15 protein-coding genes and 1 tRNA gene are annotated in these 20887 nt (G+C 42.0%); 6 read left to right on the forward strand and 10 right to left on the reverse strand.

Going from position 1 to position 20887, the window contains the following annotated elements:
- Nucleotides 1–263: 263 nt before the first annotated feature.
- A tRNA-Leu gene (locus L1264_RS11980) sits at nt 264–348 on the reverse strand.
- 176 nt (nt 349–524) lie between these two features.
- Entirely contained in the window at nt 525–2177 is a 1653-nt protein-coding gene (locus tag L1264_RS11985; RefSeq protein ID WP_199526117.1) for an acyl-CoA dehydrogenase family protein, read from the reverse strand.
- 140 nt (nt 2178–2317) lie between these two features.
- Here L1264_RS11985 and L1264_RS11990 point away from each other — a divergent pair, with 140 nt between their 5' ends.
- Nucleotides 2318–2818, forward strand: coding sequence for an RDD family protein (locus L1264_RS11990; RefSeq protein WP_199526116.1), 501 nt, complete (start codon nt 2318–2320; stop codon nt 2816–2818).
- 66 nt (nt 2819–2884) lie between these two features.
- Here L1264_RS11990 and lptG read toward each other — a convergent pair whose 3' ends face one another.
- A complete protein-coding gene (gene lptG, locus L1264_RS11995; protein WP_135923636.1) occupies nt 2885–3952 on the reverse strand; it encodes an LPS export ABC transporter permease LptG in 1068 nt (355 codons plus the stop codon).
- Nucleotides 3949–5061, reverse strand: coding sequence for an LPS export ABC transporter permease LptF (lptF, locus tag L1264_RS12000; protein ID WP_199526113.1), 1113 nt, complete (start codon nt 5059–5061; stop codon nt 3949–3951). The genes lptG and lptF overlap by 4 nt, the downstream gene beginning before the upstream one ends.
- A 322-nt stretch (nt 5062–5383) precedes the next feature.
- On the opposite strand from lptF, the gene pepA reads away from it, so the two are divergent.
- The 3 genes from pepA (at nt 5384) to L1264_RS12015 (ending at nt 10338) form a co-directional block, all read left to right on the forward strand.
- A complete protein-coding gene (gene pepA / locus L1264_RS12005) occupies nt 5384–6898 on the forward strand; it encodes a leucyl aminopeptidase (protein WP_135923634.1) in 1515 nt (504 codons plus the stop codon).
- A 114-nt stretch (nt 6899–7012) separates the two neighbouring features.
- A complete protein-coding gene (locus L1264_RS12010; RefSeq protein ID WP_199526111.1) occupies nt 7013–7459 on the forward strand; it encodes a DNA polymerase III subunit chi in 447 nt (148 codons plus the stop codon).
- Nucleotides 7460–7482: 23 nt separating this feature from the next.
- Nucleotides 7483–10338, forward strand: coding sequence for a valine--tRNA ligase (locus L1264_RS12015; RefSeq protein WP_235404043.1), 2856 nt, complete (start codon nt 7483–7485; stop codon nt 10336–10338).
- Between the two features lie 109 nt (nt 10339–10447).
- Here L1264_RS12015 and L1264_RS12020 read toward each other — a convergent pair whose 3' ends face one another.
- Complete coding sequence (locus tag L1264_RS12020) at nt 10448–11725, reverse strand: outer membrane protein transport protein (protein WP_199526107.1); 1278 nt, start codon at nt 11723–11725, stop codon at nt 10448–10450.
- 336 nt (nt 11726–12061) lie between these two features.
- Between L1264_RS12020 and L1264_RS12025 the strand changes: the two genes are divergently transcribed.
- Nucleotides 12062–12385: a hypothetical protein gene (locus L1264_RS12025; protein WP_135923630.1), complete on the forward strand. Its 324-nt coding sequence runs from the start codon at nt 12062–12064 to the stop codon at nt 12383–12385.
- Here the strand turns inward: L1264_RS12025 and L1264_RS12030 are convergent.
- From L1264_RS12030 to L1264_RS12040, 3 genes are all read right to left on the reverse strand, one after another.
- On the reverse strand, nt 12345–13562 hold the full coding sequence (locus tag L1264_RS12030) for an HD-GYP domain-containing protein (RefSeq protein ID WP_199526105.1): 1218 nt from the start codon (nt 13560–13562) through the stop codon (nt 12345–12347). The genes L1264_RS12025 and L1264_RS12030 overlap by 41 nt on opposite strands.
- Before the next feature lie 246 nt (nt 13563–13808).
- Nucleotides 13809–14144, reverse strand: a complete 336-nt coding sequence (gene rraB, locus L1264_RS12035; RefSeq protein WP_054552644.1) for a ribonuclease E inhibitor RraB — start codon at nt 14142–14144, stop codon at nt 13809–13811.
- Entirely contained in the window at nt 14144–14857 is a 714-nt protein-coding gene (locus tag L1264_RS12040; protein WP_171040399.1) for a 1-acylglycerol-3-phosphate O-acyltransferase, read from the reverse strand. Before L1264_RS12040 ends, rraB begins: the two co-directional genes overlap by 1 nt.
- 264 nt (nt 14858–15121) lie before the next feature.
- Here L1264_RS12040 and L1264_RS12045 point away from each other — a divergent pair, with 264 nt between their 5' ends.
- Nucleotides 15122–17431, forward strand: coding sequence for a M66 family metalloprotease (locus tag L1264_RS12045; protein ID WP_199526101.1), 2310 nt, complete (start codon nt 15122–15124; stop codon nt 17429–17431).
- A 36-nt stretch (nt 17432–17467) separates the two neighbouring features.
- Here L1264_RS12045 and parC read toward each other — a convergent pair whose 3' ends face one another.
- Together parC and L1264_RS12055 are read right to left on the reverse strand one after the other, a co-directional pair.
- Nucleotides 17468–19765, reverse strand: a complete 2298-nt coding sequence (gene parC, locus L1264_RS12050) for a DNA topoisomerase IV subunit A (protein WP_135923627.1) — start codon at nt 19763–19765, stop codon at nt 17468–17470.
- 10 nt (nt 19766–19775) lie between these two features.
- On the reverse strand, nt 19776–20876 hold the full coding sequence (locus L1264_RS12055) for a PQQ-dependent sugar dehydrogenase (RefSeq protein WP_199526099.1): 1101 nt from the start codon (nt 20874–20876) through the stop codon (nt 19776–19778).
- Nucleotides 20877–20887: the final 11 nt, after the last annotated feature.

A 20887-nucleotide genomic window follows, 5' to 3' on the forward strand; every position in this document is an offset into this window, starting at 1 on the left:
TTTGCCAAGTCGATGCTAATTAGGTTAAATTTTGACATGTATGGATTCCTTATTGGTAAAAGTAATTGTCCAATTTCTTTATACCGTACTCACCCTATTTGGGGGAGGAGTCCATACATCTCCTACAATACCTTTACGAATTGAATTGCTGAGGGTGGTTTCAAAAACCAATAACCGCACCGATCGGCTAAAAACTGATAGCTGATGGCTGATAGCTTTTTCAGGCATAAAAAAACCCTAACCAATTGGCTAGGGTTAAAAAGTGGTACCAGTAGGCGGACTTGAACCGCCACGCCCGAAGGCAACGGATTTTGAATCCGTCATGTCTACCAATTCCATCATACTGGCTTCATTTTTCTTTAACCTTCTAAACACGAGAAGATAAAGAAAAACCACTTTAGAGCAAAAACTTTTTAAACTGCTTTTGTCTCTATGCCAAGCATTATACAAAGAATGGGTAAGGCAGCAAGCCTTTTGTGCGCAGCGGCTACTCAACCGAACAATTATTAAACAAGTTGTTAACTTTAGAGTTTTGGCATCATTCTCGAAACAATCGCCTGACAATCAATATCACAACTAAGGCAACCATATTGACTAAACCCCACACCGGTTAAACGGCTTTTCACAAACGCATCTGCTATAAGCGGTTCGCCAAATTGCAATAGCGTTGCTGCTTGCCAAAGCTGTGCCAGCCTTTCAATTATGCGCCTAGCATGCATTTCGAAGTTTGCGGTATCTGTGAGCATTTCTTTAAGTTCATCGAGTTTTATCGCAAAATCAGGGTGCAAACTGCGCGCTTTTTCTAGCTCATTGATAAGCACCTCAAGTGATTCAGGTTCACGGCTAAACACGCGCAAAAGATCAAGGCACTGCACATTACCAGAGCCTTCCCAAATAGAGTTAACCGGTGCTTCTTTATAAAGTCGGCTGGTAATGTTGTCTTGAACATAACCCACACCACCAATACATTCCATAGCCTCATAAGTGTGCTGCACTGCCCGCTTACAAATCCAATATTTACCGATTGCCGTGGCACTGCGTATCAATGCCACTTCATTGCTATCATCTTGATTATCAAGGGCATGGGCAATACGCATTGAAATGGCAAGTGCAGCTTCTGCTTCAATAGCTAAATCAGCCAGCACATTGAGCATCAGTGGCTGTTGATGCAGATTTTTCCCAAATACACTGCGCCCAGATGTATGCCATATTGTTTCTTTTACTGCTTGTAACATCAACGAACATGAGCCTAGCATGCAGTCGTAACGAGTTAGAGCAACCATTTGAATAATTGTAGCAATACCTCTTCCTGGTTCCCCGAGTAACCAGCCATGCGCACCTCTAAATTCAATTTCAGAACTCGCATTTGATTGATTACCTATCTTATTTTTTAAGCGCTGAATATACATGGCATTTTTCTCGCCAGTTTCGAGCCAGCGAGGCACTAAAAAGCAAGATAATTGCTTGTCATCGGTATTAGCGAGCACTAAGAATGCATCACTCATGGGCGCTGAGCAAAACCATTTGTGGCCGGTTAAAGCATATAATTGCCCTGCACCACTCTCATTGATGGCGTCGGCTTTGGTGGTGTTAGCTCTAACATCAGAGCCACCTTGTTTTTCGGTCATCGCCATACCTATGGTGACACCCTTTTTTTCGTACCAAGGTTTATTATCTGAATCGTAATGATTTGCCAGTATTTTAGGTAGCCACATAGCTGCTACATTTTTTTGACTGGCTATTGCAGGCACACTGGCAAAGGTCATGGTTAATGGGCAGCCGGAGCCCGGATCAGCATGATTGTGGAGCACCGCCATCGCTGCTCTTACAACATGACTACCAGCCTTTTTTTGTTGCCAAGGCAATGCGCAGTGCCCTTGCTCTATGGCATGCTGCATCAGCTGATGATAACTTGGATGATAATCAACTTGGTCTATGCGCTCGCCAAAGCGGCTGTGTGTATTTAGTTCTGGCAAGTGTTTATTTGCTAAGAACCCAGCACGCAATAATGTGCCGCCCACTTGCTCTCCAAACGCCGTTAAATGCGCAGTTCCCCATTGCCCTGCAAAACGGTTTTGCCAATACTGAAGCACGCTGTCAGCCTCATAGGCGTTGTAATTTTCAAGCGGTTTAGGTTGATTAAATACCTGGTGTGTTTCACTTTGAGAAACAGCCATGGTTGTGTACTCATTTTTATTATTTTCTTTACTATAGCAGGTCAGACCTGCTTGTCGACGCGCTAAAGCTTCGCTAAGTATTTCTTGTTTGCTAAGTACTTTGCTAAACTACTGCGCAATTTAATTGGATGAGATAGTTTATGTCAGCTGAGTTTCCACGTGCCGGTTTCTGGCGCCGTTTTGCCTCTTTAATTTACGATACCTTAGTTGTAATTGCTTTTGCGATGCTGACAACTGTACTGTATTTATTAGCTGTTCAGGGGCTAATTTCATTAGACGTACTTAGCATTGGCAACGCCGAAGATGTATCGGCATTCATTCAAAATTCGCCATTACTGTATGGGATTCGTAGTGCGTTATTGGTAGTGGTGAGTATTAGTTTCTTTAGCTATTTTTGGGCTAAAAGTGGCCAAACTATTGGTATGCGTGCATGGCGTTTGAAGGTGCAAACCCTCGATGGTCGCTTAATTAGTTGGCATCAAGGTGCTATCAGAGCGATTACTGCGCTATTAGGTTTAGGGAATCTAGTGGTGTTGGTTGATTTTAAAAATAAGCGCGCTTTGCAAGATTACATCGCAAAAACAGAAGTTATCACCTTAACCAAAGAAGAAAATAAACGTATTTATCGCTCACTTGATTAAGCAACAAATCAAGCACAAAAAAAGCGTGGCTCAAAACCACGCTTTTTTTGTGTCTTAAAACGAGCATTACACCCGTTTATTCAATAAGTAAGTAGCAAAGCCAATAAATAAAACACTTGGCAATACAGCCCCTACCACGGCTGGAATTTGATACACCATAACCACAGGACCAAAAATCTCATTGGTTAGGTGAAAAGTGATACCTGTGATCACGCCCATAATGATGCGTGCGCCCATTGTCACGGTACGAAGTGGTCCAAATATGAATGATAATGCCACTAATAACATCACGGCTATCGATATAGGCTGCATAATCTTACGCCACAATGCTAATTCATAGGTGCTCGTATCTTGCTCATTCTGTTTCAAATAGCTTAAGTAAGACCATAATCCAGTGAACGATAAAGCCTCAGGTTTTACAGATACAACCCCTAGCTTTTCGGCGGTAAGTTGGGAGCTGTAAAACTCTTCACCTTGTTGCTCGGTAGTGATCTGTTCAGGTGTAATCATTACCTTATTAACATCGCGAAGTAACCAGCCATCCTTGCGATTAAGTGCTTCTTCAGCTTTCGTAATTTGTGTTAATTGCAGTGACTTATCAAAATGATACATGTGTACACCGCGAAGTATGCCTTGTTGATCAACATCTTCAATATTTATGAAGTTGTTACCATCTTTTGCCCACACCCCTTGTTTGGCATTAAAAACATCCCCGCCATAAATCGCTTGGTTACGGATATCTTTTGCCTTGAGCTGTGCTTCTGGTGCACCCCACTCACCTAGTGCCATCATACAAATAGCCATAAACATAGCGGTTTTCATTACTGAAACAATAATTTGCAGCCGTGACATCCCCGCCGCTTGCATGACTACCAGCTCACTGTTTGAGGCCAGCGCACCAAGTCCCGTTAAGCCACCAATTAGCGCAGCCATAGGAAAGAAAATAACTAAATCGCCTGGCATACTATACAGTGTGTAAATGAGGGCTGTTGCAATATCATAGCTACCACGACCAACCGATTTTAATTGCTCAATAAACTTTATTAGGGTGCTAATACCCACCAATACCATTAAGGCAAAACCGGTTGTTTGAATTATGCTGCGACCTAAATACCAGTCGAGTGTTTTCATCATGCGCTTAACTCCCGCTTAGTCACTACTGCTTTTAACCACGCACCGAGCGGACGACCTTTAATAATCAAGAACCCACCAATAAACAAGGCTGATAAATGGATCCACCACAAACCAATTGAAGGCGGAATTTTGCCATCTTCAACAGCAAACTTAGCGGCATTCAGTAATATGAAATACCCTAAATATAAGCTGATTGCAGGCACTAATTTAGCAAATTTACCTTGGCGCGGATTTACCACACTTAAAGGCACTGCTAATAAAGTTAATAATGGAATTGAAAGCGGAATAGCTAAACGCCATTGCCACTGCGCAATTGCTTCAGTGGTTTTCATTTTAAACAGATCAAATGTTGGTACAGCTTCTAATTTACGGCGCTGATGCTCAATTTCTTGATCTTGGATTTGCACACTATAGCCATCGAATTCGGTTAAGTTAAGGGCCGCTTTTTCGCCATCGGTTTCGTAACGTTTACCGTCGTTTAAAACAAGTTGTTGCTCACCATTTTCTTGTTCAATCACCACCCCACGCTCAGCATATACTAAACGGGCTAAGTCACCTTTCTCTCGGTCTGGCAACTGGGCAACAAATACTTTGTGAAGCTCTTTGCCGCCATTTTCAATATTATGAATAAACACAACCGCTTTTTCGTTCCCGGTTTGCTGAAAACGTCCGGCACGTAAAGCCGACAAGCCAGCGTCAGCTTTAGCTTGCTCTTTTAATTGATATTCTTGCTCACTGGCCCATGGCGCGATATAGAGTGTAAGCGCCCCTGCTAATACGGCCATCACAGTGCTTGAAATAAGCGTCACTCGAACCACGTACCACTCACTCACACCACACGCTCTGAAAACTGTCATTTCGCTGTCAGCATAAATGCGACTGTACGCCAAGATAATACCCAAGAAGATACTTAAAGGCAGAATAAGTGAAGCAAGTTGAGGTAGTTTTAGTGCAATCATCGAAAGCACAAGCTTAGCAGGAAGCCCCCCTTCAGAGGCGTCTCCTAAAATAACAACAAACTTTTGAGACACGAAAATAGTCATCAAAGTTAAAAATACGGCGACCTGCGACTTTAAGACTTCAGTGGTCAAATAACGAAAAATTAGCAATGCTCGCCCCTGTTAAACATCGAGTTTCACTGGAATAGTAAGGAATTTTGAGTAAACTAGTTATTTTACTCACTTTATTATATGCCATCAAAGTTAAATATCATACCTAGCAAGAACATATAATCTTGCTTAAATGGTACAGATGGCCTCTATTATGTGATATTGATATTCACATTAAGATAAAGTTCAAAAACACATAAATAGAGTCACAGTTTATGTACTAACATTAGTGCTTATAAACTAAAAAATGTAAGAAACAGCTCAAAATGAATTTCTTACCCTTATTTTACGAAGGTATTTAGACTCAACATCAGGAGTAACAATGGAATTTAGCGTAAAAAGTGGTAGTCCAGAAAAACAACGTAGCGCATGTATTGTAGTTGGCGTTTATGAGCCACGTCGTTTATCGCCCATTGGTGAACAGCTAGATAAAATAAGTGACGGTTATATCTCAAACTTACTTCGCCGCGGTGATCTTGAAGGAAAACCTGGTCAAGTATTGTTATTACACCACGTTCCCAATGTACTGAGCGAGCGCGTACTGTTAGTTGGTTGTGGTAAAGAGCGTGAGCTTGATGACAAACAATACAAACAAATCATCTCAAAAACGATTAACACGCTAAACGAAACTGGTTCGATGGAAGCTGTGTGCTTTTTAACTGAGCAACATGTTAAAAGTCGTGACACCTACTGGAAAGTCCGCCAAGCAGTCGAAACGACACAAGACTGTTTATACACATTTAATCAGCTTAAAAGCAAAAAGAGCGATCCACGTCGCCCGCTTCGTAAAATTGTTTTCAACGTACCAACACGTCGCGAGCTAACGATTGGCGAAAGTGCAATTGAGCATGGTTTAGCCATCGCTGCGGGTAGCAAGTTATGTAAAGATGTTGCCAATATGCCACCAAACATCTGTAACCCTGCTTACTTAGGTGAGCAAGCAAAGGAGCTTGCAGAAAACTTTGATAACGTAACTGTTGAAATTATTGGCGAAGAAAAAATGGCTGAGCTGGGCATGAATTCATACCTAGCGGTTGGCCGTGGTAGTGCTAATGAGTCAGTAATGTCTGTGATCAACTATCAAGGTGGCGACAAAGATCAAGCGCCAATCGTCTTGGTTGGTAAAGGTTTGACCTTTGACTCAGGTGGTATTTCAATCAAGCCAGGCGAAGCCATGGATGAAATGAAGTACGACATGGGTGGTGCTGCAGGTGTTATTGGTGCTATGCGCGCCTTGGTACAAATGCAGTTACCTATTAATGTGGTTGGTGTACTTGCCGGATGTGAAAATATGCCAGGCTCAAACGCTTATCGCCCGGGTGATATTTTAACAACCATGTCAGGTCAAACTGTTGAAGTGTTAAATACCGATGCAGAAGGCCGGTTAGTATTGTGTGATGCATTAACGTATGTTGAGCGTTTTGAACCAGATACTGTTGTCGACGTAGCGACACTAACTGGTGCGTGTATCATTGCGCTGGGCTCTCATGCTACGGGTTTACTCTCAAACCATAACCCACTTGCTCATGATTTACTTAAAGCCTCTGAGCAAAGTGGTGACCGCGCATGGCAATTGCCACTGTGGGATGACTACCAAGAGCAACTTGAAAGCCCATTTGCTGATTTCACCAACTTAGGTGGCCGTGCAGCAGGTACGATTACTGCAGCGTGCTTCTTGTCTAAATTTACCAAAAAATATAATTGGGCTCATTTAGATATTGCAGGCACAGCGTGGCGTAGTGGCGGTAAAAATAAAGGCGCTACAGGCCGTCCGGTCCCAATGCTGACACAATATTTACTTAACCGTGCAGGCGTAAACGAAGCCAATCACGACTAACAAGCTAAACATAGCTAAATAAGGCGCCAAATGGCGCCTTATTAATTGAAGCAATACGCGTTCTATGTCAAAATCCCTGCTTTGATCTGTGTATCTGTGGGGACTCCCGTCACAATGAGTATGAACGCACAATTTTACGTTCTAAAACAAGATGATAATGCCCAGCAATCAACTGACGCACGTTTCGATCTCGCGGCAAAAATTGCTGCTGATCAGTATCGTCTTGGTCATCGCGTATTTATTTACGCCGATAACACTGACATGGCCCACACAATCGACGACATCATTTGGTCATTTGAACCAGATAGTTTTGTACCACACAACCTACAAGGTGAAGGCCCTAAAGGTGGCGCACCGGTTGAAATTGGTATGACTCCGCCCGTCGGCAACAGAAAAATATTAATCAACTTAGCTGAACACCTGCCGGATTTTATTCGCCGTTTTCAGCAAGTTTTTGACTTTGTACCCATTGAGCCAAACGCTAAGCAAGCCGCCCGTGAGCGGTTTAAAAAGCTTCGCCAACTGGGCGCTCATATTGCAACGCAAGAAATTGACATTTAAGCATTTATTTAAGGTTCTGTGTAATGGATAAAACCTATAATCCGCAAGATATTGAACAGTCTTTATACCAAGACTGGGAAGAAAATGGCTACTTTAAACCGTCTGGCCAAGGTGACGCATACTCAATTATGATCCCGCCACCAAACGTCACGGGTAGCTTACACATGGGCCACGCGTTCCAAGACACCATCATGGATACGCTAACGCGTTTAAAGCGTATGCAAGGCAATAATACATTATGGCAAGTAGGTACTGACCACGCGGGTATCGCAACACAAATGCTTGTTGAGCGTAAGCTTGCTGCTGAAGAAGGTAAAACACGCCACGACCTAGGCCGTGATGCATTTATCGAAAAAATCTGGGAGTGGAAAAATCACTCTGGCGGCACTATCACTAAACAATTACGTCGTTTAGGTGCTTCTGTAGATTGGGACCGTGAGCGTTTCACTATGGACGAAGGACTTTCTGAGGCGGTTAAAGAAGTATTCGTACGTCTTCACAAAGAAGATCTAATCTACCGTGGTAAGCGCCTAGTAAACTGGGACCCTAAACTACACACAGCTATTTCTGATCTTGAAGTTGAGAACAAAGACAAACAAGGTCACATGTGGAACTTACGTTACCCACTTGCTGATGGCGTAACAACACAAGACGGTAAAGATTATATCGTTGTTGCCACAACGCGTCCTGAAACAATGCTAGGTGATTCAGGTGTTGCGGTTAACCCTGACGATGAGCGTTACCAAGATCTGATCGGTAAAGAAATTTTACTACCTATCGTAAACCGTCGTATTCCAATTGTTGCCGATGAGCATGCAGACATGGAAAAAGGCACTGGTTGTGTAAAAATTACCCCTGCCCACGACTTTAATGATAACGAAGTAGGTAAACGTCACCAACTACCAATGATCAACATCTTCAACAAAGATGCTGCGGTATTAAGCGAAGGCGAAAGCTACACATTCGACGGTAAAGAGCTTGAATTAGATGCGCCAATTCCTGAGCGCCTACACGGCCTTGACCGCTTTGATGCACGTAAAGCGATTGTGAGCGAATTTGAAGAGCTTGGCCTATTAGAAAAAATTGAAGATCACAGCTTAACAGTGCCTTACGGTGATCGTTCTGGCGTAGTGATTGAGCCACTTCTTACTGACCAGTGGTACGTGCGCGTAGCACCTCTAGCTGAACCAGCAAAAGAAGCGGTTAAAAATGGCGATATTAAATTTGTACCTCAGCAATACGAGAACATGTACTTCTCGTGGATGAACGACGTACAAGATTGGTGTATTTCACGTCAGCTTTGGTGGGGTCACCGCATCCCTGCTTGGTACGACAACGAAGGTAACGTATATGTTGGTCGTGACGAAGCTGAAGTACGCTGCGATAACAACCTTGCTGATGATGTTGCACTTAAGCAAGACGAAGACGTTTTAGATACTTGGTTCTCATCTGCGCTTTGGACTTTCTCAACGCAAGGCTGGCCTGCAAACACTGATGATTTAAAAACTTTCCACCCGTCTGACGTATTGGTAACAGGTTTCGACATCATCTTCTTCTGGGTTGCTCGTATGATCATGATGACCATGCACTTCATCAAAGATGAAGACGGCAAGCCACAAGTACCATTTAAAACCGTTTACGTAACAGGCCTTATCCGTGATGAAAACGGCGATAAGATGTCTAAATCGAAAGGTAACGTTCTTGATCCTATCGACATGATTGACGGTATCGACCTTGAAAGCCTAGTTGAAAAGCGCACTGGTAACATGATGCAACCACAACTAGCGAAAAAGATTGAGAAAAATACTCGCAAAACATTCGAAAACGGTATCGAAGCACACGGTACAGACGCGCTACGTTTCACCCTTGCAGCAATGGCTTCAACGGGCCGTGATATCAACTGGGATATGAACCGCCTAGAAGGTTACCGTAACTTCTGTAACAAACTATGGAATGCGAGCCGTTACGTATTAATGAATACAGAAGAGCAAGATTGTGGCTTCGCTACAGATGCTGAAAAACAGTACTCACTTGCTGATCGTTGGATTTTAGGCCAATTTGAAGCAACTGTTAAAACCTATACTGAGCATCTAGAAAACTACCGTTTTGACCTAGCAGCAAACACCATTTATGAGTTCACATGGAACCAATTCTGTGACTGGTACCTAGAACTGACTAAACCAGTATTGTTTAAAGGTAACGAAGCACAGCAACGTGGTACTCGTCATACTTTGATCACGGTATTAGAAAGCCTACTACGCTTAATGCACCCGTTAATGCCTTACATCACAGAAACGATTTGGCAACGTGTTGCACCACTTGCAGGCATTGAAACTGCGGGCACTAGCATCATGGTTCAAGGTTTCCCTGTTTACAATGAAGCAAATGTTGATAGCCAAGCAATGGCTGACCTTGAGTGGGTTAAGCAATTCATTCTTGCTATTCGTAACATCCGTGGTGAAATGGATATCAGCCCAAGCAAACCATTATCGGTATTGCTTGCTAATGCGTCTGACGAAGACAAGCGCCGCTTAACGGATAACGAAGCATTCTTAGCGTCTCTTGCTAAGCTTGAAGAGTTCACGCTTCTTGATAACAAAGACGATGCACCTGCATGTGCAACATCATATGTTGGCAACCTTGAGATCATGATCCCAATGGCTGGCCTAATCGATGTTGAAGCTGAATTAGCCCGTATCGCGAAGCAGCTTGAAAAAGCAGAAAAAGGCTTAGCACAGGTTCAAAACAAGTTAGCTAACGAGAAGTTCGTAAATAATGCACCTGAAGCTGTGCTTGCTAAAGAGCATGCTAAACTGGCTGAATTTACAGATGCGAAAGACAAACTATTAGCGCAAAAAGCGAAAATCGAAAGTCTATAACAGCATATATAAAGCGCGATTTATTCGCGCTTACAAAAAAGCCGCGCTATAACATTGTTATAGCGCGGCTTTTTAATGCTCTGTAGCGCAACTTTACGTCGCGCCAGTATTAAAACGTGTAGTTATACTGAGCACCAACTAGTACTGCGTGACCTTTTGATTCATATTCCCATGAAACATTTTGGCCTAAAGAAGCTGCTAGGCTGTCTTTTTCAGAGAAGTTTTGTGTTTTACCACGAAGGATACTTACACCTAAGTCAACATTTGAGTTTTCGCTGAATGCGTAGTTACCACCAAACGAGAACCAGAAACGATCTGTATCAGGGATAGAGATTGATAAGTGTGATTTATCAGCTGGTGATTCGTCGTATGCAATACCTGCACGAAGTAATAATGCATCGCTGTACTGGTAGTCAGTACCGATAGAGTAACGCATTGAATCAGAGAAGTTCTCTTCTTTAGAGAATACAGGCGTTTCAAGGCTTGGTGTATATGCTTCTAATTTTTGGAAGCTGTCCCAACCTGTCCATAAGATGCTGTAGTGTACGCCTAGCTTCTTATCAACTTGATGTGAACCAGAAAACTCAGCAATTGCTGGTAGTGTTAGTTTTAACTCACCAGGTACTACAGTGCCCGCTAAACCGCCAACAGCAGCTGGAAGTTGGTTTGAGTACTCACCTTCAAAATCGATATCTGTTTCGCTGCGGTAGTTAAAACCAAAACGGCTATTCTCATCTAGTTGATACATTACACCAACGTTCCAACCAAAGCCGTAGTCGTCGCCTTCAAGGTGAGCGATTTGCGTGCTAGCTGGTAAACCAAACGGGTTAGTACCTGCATTACGAATCACTTTCGCATCAGCATAAACATAGTTTAAACCAAGACCTAGGCTGAACTGTTCGTTGATTTTGTATGAAGCGCTTGCATTCATATTTACAGTAACGATTTCAGTTTCACCTGCAATAGAGCCCGCAGCGTAGTCATCATTAAATTCAGTAGAAAGACCAAAGTTTGAGAAAGCACCAAAGCCTAGTGATACTTTGTCGTTTAATGGCATTGTGAAGTAGCCAGCAGGAATAAATGCAGATGGTGCGATGCTGTCATCATCAATAACATTCTCATCTAAACCATATGCCGCACCTTCTCCATTTAGACTTACGTCAGGAATTACAGCAATGCCTGCAACTGAAATTTGCTTGTCTTTGAATAAAGACATAAGTGCAGGGTTGCGAGCAACAACAGAGGCATCATCAGCTACGGCTGCTTCACCAGCGTATGCACGACCTAAACCTGATACGTTTTGCTCTGCTAATTGAAAGGCTGCAGCAAAGCTGTCAGCAGAAACAACAGCAAGTGATGCTGCAATTAGTGTTTTAGTGAACTTCATAAATCTGTGTCCTCTTGCAAACTTGTGCGTTAGCTAATCCAACATCGAGGGCAACCCATTAGTTAAGCATAAAAGATTAGCACTGTATGTTGGTATTAGATGTTTTATTCTAATGATTACAAACTTTCGAACATTACCTTAATTAAGATCAAAAAACTGTAATTTTTCGTTAGAAATAGGTAAAAAACCCGCATTTTAACAACAAGATAACAACTTATTAAAACTCATCAGATCTCTGGTTACAAACCCCACAAACAACAATAGTTATCATTTGCATTGACATGTATTTGTTGTCCCTTTAGACTTAAATAAAGGTTTTTCAGTTAGGATCGGGCCATGGAAATCGCACTTATTGTTGTTGCGCTGATGTTATGCGGTGTGAGTGTTCATTATTTTTGTAAAGCTAACTACTGTGCGTGTACTAAAGCAGGTGATTGCGATAACCCTGTGAATCACTTTTGGTTAAAAGCGATGTTTAGTGCGGTATTGTCACTCATGTTATGTTGCATCGCCTTGCATGTCGAAAAAGGGACGTTGTTGTGGTTGGTTTTAATGACGAGTTGTTTTAGTGGTGCATTTATATCAGCAAAACGCAGCGCTAGAAAACGCTGCGTTAAGTCTAAACAAGCAGATGCTCTTTTAACAAACGAGCCAAATTAAGCTGATAATCTAGCGGTTTTATACTTGCAACAATCTTAAGATCTTGCTCTTCATTCAAATTAACATCTTTCGCAGTAATGTGGTGCTTGTGTTTCGCGTTATAAAATATTTTAACTTTAGGCTTGATTGGGTTTTGATGATTTCCTTCCATTACCAGCGCCAAACGCTCATTGTTTAACTTCACAATCGTGCCAACAGGATGTACACCTAAGCATTTAATAAAGCGTTGCACCAACTCTGAATCAAACATTTGTTTGTTAGCAAGTAAATAGCGCAGTGCCGAAATGGGTTCTTCACCCATTTGGTGAGGTCTGTCCGCCGTCATTGCATCATACACATCAACAATAGCCATAATGCGCGCTGGTCGACTTAACTTTTCTCCGGTGATGCCCCGAGGATAACCGCTGCCATCTAAACGTTCATGATGATTAACTATCATCTCTAACATTAAGGGCGTAATGCCTTTTTCACCTTTCACTAAACCTAAACTTTGTGCCACATGTTTTTTTACTACCTGCATTTCATTATTATTTAATGCGCTTGGCTTAGAAAGAACCCCCTGTGGCATCTTGGCTTGCCCGATATCATGCAGCAATGCACCCATTGCTAATTCTTTAATGGTTTTTTCTTTATAGCCTAAATACTTGGCAAACACACTAACCAAAATGGCGGTGTTGATCATATGTCGCCAATTATAAATATGTTTATCTCTGAGCCGAGTTAAGATAGTCAACGCATTGTGATTACGAAATACCGAGCTGACTATATCAACGGCGATATCATCAAGTACCGACACATTCATTTTTAAACCCGAGGTAATATCAGAGTAGAAGCCTTGCAGTTTTCGACTATGTTGTTCGTAATGCACACTGGCTTTTAGAAACTCTTGTTGAACAGTGATCCCTTGCGGTACTTCGTTAGCCGCAGGCTTTTGTTCTACTTTGGCTTGAGTAGTCTCAGGTTTTGGTTGATATTTTTTAGGAAGTGCAACATCACTTTGGGTGAAGTCGATAAGAAGCTCTTCAACACCTTCAGATATTAAGCGCTGAATAATGGTTTTATCGCGGACCAGGCCACGCGTCTTAATTTTTATGCTATTTACGTGCTCTTGCTGCTTACTGACACTGTCAACAAACATCCCTGGTACTAGTTCGGCAATGGGTAAAGTTATAAGCATAAACGCGCTTGGTGTATAAAAATATTGAGTTTTTAATTATCACCAATTAATCAAAAATGTCTATATATTATTCTTAGAATACGAAATAGGTATGGGTTATAGGATAGTAAGTTTCTAGAGTAAAGTTAGAAAGGGGAAAGTTAAAAAAGGGAAAGTTAGAAAGTAGCAACTCGCTAACTTTACTCTTTCCCCTAGAAGCTCACAAACTATTAAGTTTCAATCTGAGAGCTGACAGCTGATAGCTGTTTACTCCTGAAAGTAAGTGCCCCAGCCGTCGTATTCAACATCAGTTTGCTGAGCAAGCGCTTCTAGCTTGTCTACGTCTTCCATAATCGCTTCTACGTCAAGTTCACACTCAACAACCACATCAAAGCTCCACACTTTCTCGCCGTCTTCTAGCTCAAGTTCAGCAGGCTCTTCAACATCATAACCTAGTTTAAAAGCGGCTAAAGCTGCTTGCTCTAACTTTTCAAAATTTTCGCTAACAAAGTGGTGTTCCACTTCATAAAGTACTTCAGGATCTGAGCCATCTTCAAGTAATGAAGTTACGATGTCTTCAGTAATTTCGCGCCAATTTTCCATTATTTATTTCTCACTTGAGCATCTAATTCAGTTATTTTAGCAGCCATAACCTGATGAACATGGGATGCATGATCACGAGCAGATACGTCTTTATCAAGATAGATTGGCGCTAACATTTCGAGATAAATTGTACCATTATCCCAGCGATTTAGCTTAATAGTTTTATGCGTTGTACTCATACAAACAGGCACTACTGGCACATCGGCACTCATAGCAGTGTGAAAAGCACCAGTTTTAAAAGGCAATAAACCTCGGCCATAGCTACGCGTACCCTCAGGGAACATCCATACCGATAACCCTTTACGCTTAATTTTTTCGGCTGATTTAGAAATTGTACCAGCTGCTTTTGAGCGATTAGCTCGGTCAATTAATATATTGCCTGATAACCAATAAAGCTGGCCAAAAAATGGGATCCACTTAAGGCTTTTTTTACCAAGGCTTACACAGTTCTCAGGCACCATCGCTGGCAAAGTAAATAAATCATAATTATTTTGATGGTTGGCTACATACACTGCAGGACCAATATTTTTAGGATCTTCGTGGTACTTAAGCTCAAGCTTTACACCCAATACTTTAGCAACTTTGCAAAACCACCCAGAGATAATGTGAACGTTATTGGCATGAAACGGCTTCACAATACATAAAAGCAAACCAACAAGGCAGCTAAAAACTATAAATAAAGCCATGAAAATAATGCGAAAAACAGCTAACAAACGAATTCTCCTCGTACTAATCAGCGCGCATTATACCGTGATTAATTGCATTTCCATAGTATTAAGCGAACACATGTAAGCTAAAAATTATTACAAAATCGCTTACCGGCATTACCATTACGGCTATCTGAAATAGCCAATTGCTAACCGTGTTCAGAGTTTTCTCTTGTTCATTTATGAAGCATCTTAAAAGGTGCTAGGCCTATGAATGATAGTATTTTCGATAGCTTTATTCCTACTTATGACGCAATTGGTTGAACGTTTATGAAAAACACATCTTTATCTCTAGCTGTACTATGCGCATTAACGCTAAGTAACTACAGTGTGGCAAATAACACAGATACTCACTACTTTAACCAAAATGCCCTTAATAGTGATACCGAAGGAAACTTTCCTGCAACCGTACTTTTTGCTCAAAATTCAATAACGCCTTCTCTAAATAAGATCGAAGAGGATATTCAACCTCATTTAGTAGCGCAAAGAAAAACCATGTTGATGTTCAAGCCACATCAAGAATTAGCAAATGACTCTCAAATTATCTTAAGTGTGCTTGATAGCAACGATACCATCGTGTATCAAACGTTTATGCGCTCGCCTGATGCCTTTACTAAACCCTTTGGTTATGATGATAATTCTGTTAACTATTCTGATAACACTTTTTCGAGCATTCTGCCGGCATCAGTTATTCAGCCGAACATTCACTTTGCGTTTGAGCTAGGCGATAAGTCAAGTAAACTAAATAACGTCAACGTTGGTGCAAGCACAAGTCTTATAATTAATACTATTGATGTAGGCTTACTTACTCCTTATCGAGACAAGTTCACTTTTCAACACGATGCTGATTTACATCGCCAGTACTTTCAGCAAGTCCCTATTACTAAGCTATCTGTAAATAATTTTGAACCGCTGCATTTAACCGAAGTGATGATGCCTGACGGCCGCCTGTTGACTGATTCAGATCCAAGTAAAGGGGGAATTTACTCTGGCGATATGCGCCATTTAATCGCTAAAAACCTGCTGTCGCATGGTATCAATAATGCTAATTATGGTATCAATGCGTCTGGTATCGGAGGCCCAACAGCACACCCGTATAGTGCAGCACAAGTAACCGCCCATAATGCTATTGGTAAGTACGATAATGGTATCTTTGTTCACGGTTTATCAGGTGGTGCGGGCATGGTGACACTGTATAAATCTGTTGGTAATGAATTTAGTCACGAGTTAGGACATAACTTCGGTTTAGGCCATTACCCTGGCGGCGAAAATGGAGTATTAAATCGCCCCGCCGATGAACGTAATTCAACTTGGGGTTGGGATGGCGACTTAGATAAATTTATACCAAACTTTTCACCTAAGTTATCGTATAAAGACCGCTGTTATAAACAAACCTGTATTGCTGCATTTAATGGTCATCAATATGGTACAGGCTCTATGTCTGGTGGTGGGCCAATGTACAGCGAGTACAACAAATACACGCTACATACTCCATACGAGTTGCAACATATACAACGCTTTTTAGAAAACAAAGCACATTTTGATAGCAGCAGCAAAACTGGGTTTAGTAAATGGGATCCGCTGACTCAATCAATGCAACCTTGGAACAATACAGTCTTAGATACCAATACACTGCGCTTGGTTAATCGCACTCCTTATAAGCAAGATGTTCCAATCACAACAATCATCGGTTTTTACGATCCTGAACAACAGCTACAAAGCTTTATTTACCCTGCACTTCACGGTGCTTCAGGCGCCGTCTATAAAGATAGCTTTTCTTCATCAAGCTGTAAGTTAATCGTCAAAACCCAAAAAGCAGGGAATAAAACCTTCAACCTACCTGCAACACGATTAACAACAGGTAAAATGAATAAGATCCACATCAATCTAGAGGCAGCTTCAGTACCAACTAGCGCTTCTGTGTACTGCGACTCAAACCTACTGGTATGGCAAGAGCTAGAACCTGCAAAACAAAACTTACCAGCCTCAGTTATCACTACTCAAGAGAAGCCAAAAGCCTGTATTGTAAACATAGAAACAAACGAAGAGTTTTGTCTACAGGATGGACAAAAAGCAAGCTCTCTTCCCGCTTTTGTAAGTCGAAAGCCTGTTTATGTGAGAGCACCACAAGGTTTACAGGTTATGTTATCTGACTATGGAAACTTATCTTATAACCGCATTGCGACTTTTAATGGCACCGTTGAAAATAACAAACTGAAAAATGTTTTAGCAAAAAATGGACAATATTTAGATTTCTCTAAGCCACGCTCTATGCGCGTATTTAGCTCTGAGGAGCCTTTAGGTTGCATTGTAAGCTTGCTAGATCAAAGTGAATACTGCTTAAAAGCAAATGAACGCTCAAACTACAGGCTACCTGCTTATATCAATAAACATCCTGTATACGTTAAAGCAGCGCCAGGAGTAGCAGTGACTCTTTCTGATTGGCCGAATCTATCTTATCGCCATACAGCTACATTCACTGAAAATACCAGCCACCAAGATTTGCAAAATGTAAAAGCCGATAACGGTCAATACCTTAACTTTTCTAGGCCGGCTTCAATGAGAGTCGTTGCAAACTAAAGCAACAAAAAGGCCTGCAATTGCAGGCCTTATATTTTACTCTATTACTTCACTTGGCGACTCATCACTATCATCAGTTTGAGTCATCTCAACCACAGCTTCATCAACCCGCTGTAGACCGCGTGGTAATTTGTTACCTCGTCTACCCCGTTCACCATGATAATGCTCAAGATCAGACGGTTTAAGTGTCAGTTTTCGTTTACCTGCATGCAGGGTTACGCTACTGCCCTCTGGCACCACAGCAAGTACTTTTACAAACTCTTCACGAGCTTGTACTTTCGCACTTGGGATAGAAATAATCTTATTCCCTTTACCTTTACTTAACTTAGGTAAGTCACGCAGTGGGAATAACAACATTCGGCCTTCGTTAGAAATTGCCATACAGTAGTCTGTCGCTACATCAGTCACTCTAATTGGCGCGAGTAATTCACCGCCTTTAGGAACACTAACCAGCGCTTTACCGTTTTTGTTCTTACTCACTAAATCTTTAAAGTCGCTAATAAAGCCATAACCTGCATCAGAAGCCATTAACAACACTTGGTTGTCTTCTGCCATCACCACATGCTCAAAGTTGGCACCAGAACTTAGGTTAAAGCGCCCAGTCATTGGTTCACCTTGACTACGAGCTGAAGGTAAACTGTGCGCATCGGTAGCAAAAGCGCGACCACTTGAGTCTAAGAACACTGCCGGCTGATTACTCTTACCTCGCGCCGAGGCTTTATAGCTGTCGCCAGACTTATAACTTAGCCCTTCAACATCTAAATCATGGCCTTTACCAACACGTGCCCAGCCTTTTTCAGATAACACAACTGTAACTGACTCAGAAGGAATAAGATCTTTTTCGCTTAGTGCTTTTGCTTCTACACGTTCAACGACTGGTGAGCGGCGATCATCACCGTACATTTCAGCAGCTTCTTGGATTTCTTTTTTCATCAACGTCGACATACGACGCTCAGAACCCAAAATTTGCTCTAACTTGTCACGTTCAAGCGCAAGCTCATCTTGCTCACCTTTAATCTTAAATTCTTCAAGTTTTGCTAAATGACGTAGTTTTAATTCTAAAATTGCTTCGGCTTGAATATCGGTAATACCAAAGCGCTCCATTAATACGGGCTTTGGTTTATCTTCAGTACGAATAATTTCGATGACTTCGTCGATATTTAAAAAGGCAGTTAATAAACCTTCTAAAATATGCAAGCGTGCTAACACTTTATCTAGGCGGTATTGTAAACGGCGACGAACTGTTTCACGGCGGAACGTTAACCACTCAGTTAAGATACTACGTAAGTCTTTAACTTGCGGACGACCATCAAGGCCAAGCATGTTTAAGTTTACGCGGTAGTTCTTTTCTAAATCGGTGGTTGCAAACAGGTGCGCCATTAATGGCTCAGCCTTGATGCGGTTCGAACGCGGTACAATCACAATACGGGTTGGATTTTCGTGATCTGATTCGTCACGTAAATCGGCAACCATCGGTAACTTTTTAGCGTTCATTTGTGCAGCAATTTGCTCAAGTACTTTTGCACCTGAACACTGATGAGGTAGCGCTGTAATAACAATATCACCGTGCTCTTCAGTGTAAATTGCACGCATCTTGATAGAGCCACGTCCGGTTTGATAAATCTTACGAATATCATCTTTCGGAGTGATTATCTCAGCTTCTGTTGGATAGTCAGGGGCATGCACTAACTCAAGCAGCTCTTCGATTTCAGCTTTTGGTTTATCAAGCAGTAAACAACAGGCACTGGCAACTTCTCGCACGTTGTGTGGTGGAATATCCGTTGCCATACCTACCGCGATACCAGTCACACCATTGAGCAAAATGTGCGGTAAGCGCGCTGGCAATACCATTGGCTCATCCAGTGTGCCATCAAAGTTTGCGGTCCAATCAACAGTACCTTGGCCGAGCTCTTTTAATAAAACTTCAGAGAACTTAGATAAACGCGCTTCGGTATAACGCATCGCCGCAAATGACTTAGGATCGTCCGCGGCACCCCAGTTACCTTGGCCGTCCACCAGCGGGTAACGGTAAGAAAACGGCTGAGCCATCAACACCATGGCTTCATAACAAGCACTATCACCATGGGGATGGTATTTACCAAGTACATCACCAACAGTACGCGCAGATTTTTTATACTTAGCTTGCGCCGATAACCCAAGCTCGCTCATTGCATAAATGATACGACGCTGTACAGGCTTTAGACCATCACCCACATGCGGTAAGGCGCGGTCCATAATGACGTACATTGAGTAGTTTAAGTAGGCGTCTTCAGTAAAACGCCCCATTGTTTGTTGTTCTATGCCCTGCATCAGCAAGGTATCAGTATCACTCATTAACGCTTACCTATTTTTTCTTTGCGCTAACACGATAAATCACGTTAGCAAAGTCGTCTGAGATCAATAAGCTGCCATCTGCAAGTTCTGCAAAGGCAACTGGGCGACCAAATGTTTCTTCATTTTGCATAAACCCTGTAACGAACGGAGTGTATTGAGTAATACGACCTTGTTCAACGTTCGCTAACATCACTCTGTAACCCGATTTTTTACTGCGGTTCCAAGAGCCATGCTCAGCAACAAATAGTTGCTCTTTGTATTTCGCAGGGAACTGTTTGCCGTTATAAAAATGAATACCAAGAGGTGCCACGTGCGCACCAAGTGCAAGCGCAGGTGACTTGTAATCAGCAATGCTTTTACCTTGACCAAACTCAGGATCTAAAATGGCGCCTGCATGTACATAAGGGAAACCATAATGTGCCCCTTCTTCACCTTCACCTACACGGTTGATTTCGCAAGGAGGCATATCATCGCCCATCATGTCACGGCCATTATCACTAAACCAAAATGCATTGGTAGTTGGGTGATAATCAAAACCAACTGAGTTACGAACACCTTTGGCGATTGTTTTAATTTCTTTTGTATCTACATCTAACGAAAAGATACGACCATATTTGTCGTCTTCCGCACAAATGTTACATGGCACACCCACAGGCACAATTAGCTCACCGGTTGGCGCAAAGCTAATGAACTTCCAGCCATGATGACGATCGGTTGGGAATTTATCGTAAACGACTTCAAATTTAGGGTCTTTTAGGTTTTTATCGATATCTTTAAAACGGATGATTCGCGACACTTCTGCCACATATAAATCACCATCTTTAACAGCTAATCCCGAAGGCATTTCAAGGCCTGTGGCGATAACCATTTTTCTATCAGCAACGCCATCACTATTATGATCTATTAATGCATATACATTGCCCGCTTTTCGTGAACCAGCATACACAATGCCTCTTTTTGACACGGCAATCTGACGCGCATTTTCAACGTCATCAGCAAACAAGCTGATAGTAAATCCATCAGCTACAGTGAGTTTATCAAGAATATCTTTGGCCATTACCGGCGCTGACAACAAGCTCAGCGATAATAATGAGGTCAGTATTTTTTTCATTTTTCTTGCCC

The organism is Pseudoalteromonas sp. APAL1 (genome assembly GCF_021532475.1).
GTDB classification, from domain to species: Bacteria; Pseudomonadota; Gammaproteobacteria; order Enterobacterales; family Alteromonadaceae; genus Pseudoalteromonas; species Pseudoalteromonas lipolytica_C.

What these genes read in the sequence shown, in the direction of transcription:
- L1264_RS11985 (WP_199526117.1), bottom strand. Translation starts at nt 2,177, where the DNA reads ATGGCTGTTTCTCAAAGTGAAACACACCAGGTATTTAATCAACCTAAA.
- L1264_RS11990 (WP_199526116.1), top strand. Translation starts at nt 2,318, where the DNA reads ATGTCAGCTGAGTTTCCACGTGCCGGTTTCTGGCGCCGTTTTGCCTCT.
- lptG (WP_135923636.1), bottom strand. Translation starts at nt 3,952, where the DNA reads ATGATGAAAACACTCGACTGGTATTTAGGTCGCAGCATAATTCAAACA.
- pepA (WP_135923634.1), top strand. Translation starts at nt 5,384, where the DNA reads ATGGAATTTAGCGTAAAAAGTGGTAGTCCAGAAAAACAACGTAGCGCA.
- L1264_RS12010 (WP_199526111.1), top strand. Translation starts at nt 7,013, where the DNA reads ATGAGTATGAACGCACAATTTTACGTTCTAAAACAAGATGATAATGCC.
- L1264_RS12015 (WP_235404043.1), top strand. Translation starts at nt 7,483, where the DNA reads ATGGATAAAACCTATAATCCGCAAGATATTGAACAGTCTTTATACCAA.
- L1264_RS12020 (WP_199526107.1), bottom strand. Translation starts at nt 11,725, where the DNA reads ATGAAGTTCACTAAAACACTAATTGCAGCATCACTTGCTGTTGTTTCT.
- L1264_RS12025 (WP_135923630.1), top strand. Translation starts at nt 12,062, where the DNA reads ATGGAAATCGCACTTATTGTTGTTGCGCTGATGTTATGCGGTGTGAGT.
- L1264_RS12030 (WP_199526105.1), bottom strand. Translation starts at nt 13,562, where the DNA reads ATGCTTATAACTTTACCCATTGCCGAACTAGTACCAGGGATGTTTGTT.
- rraB (WP_054552644.1), bottom strand. Translation starts at nt 14,144, where the DNA reads ATGGAAAATTGGCGCGAAATTACTGAAGACATCGTAACTTCATTACTT.
- L1264_RS12045 (WP_199526101.1), top strand. Translation starts at nt 15,122, where the DNA reads ATGAAAAACACATCTTTATCTCTAGCTGTACTATGCGCATTAACGCTA.
- parC (WP_135923627.1), bottom strand. Translation starts at nt 19,765, where the DNA reads ATGAGTGATACTGATACCTTGCTGATGCAGGGCATAGAACAACAAACA.
- L1264_RS12055 (WP_199526099.1), bottom strand. Translation starts at nt 20,876, where the DNA reads ATGAAAAAAATACTGACCTCATTATTATCGCTGAGCTTGTTGTCAGCG.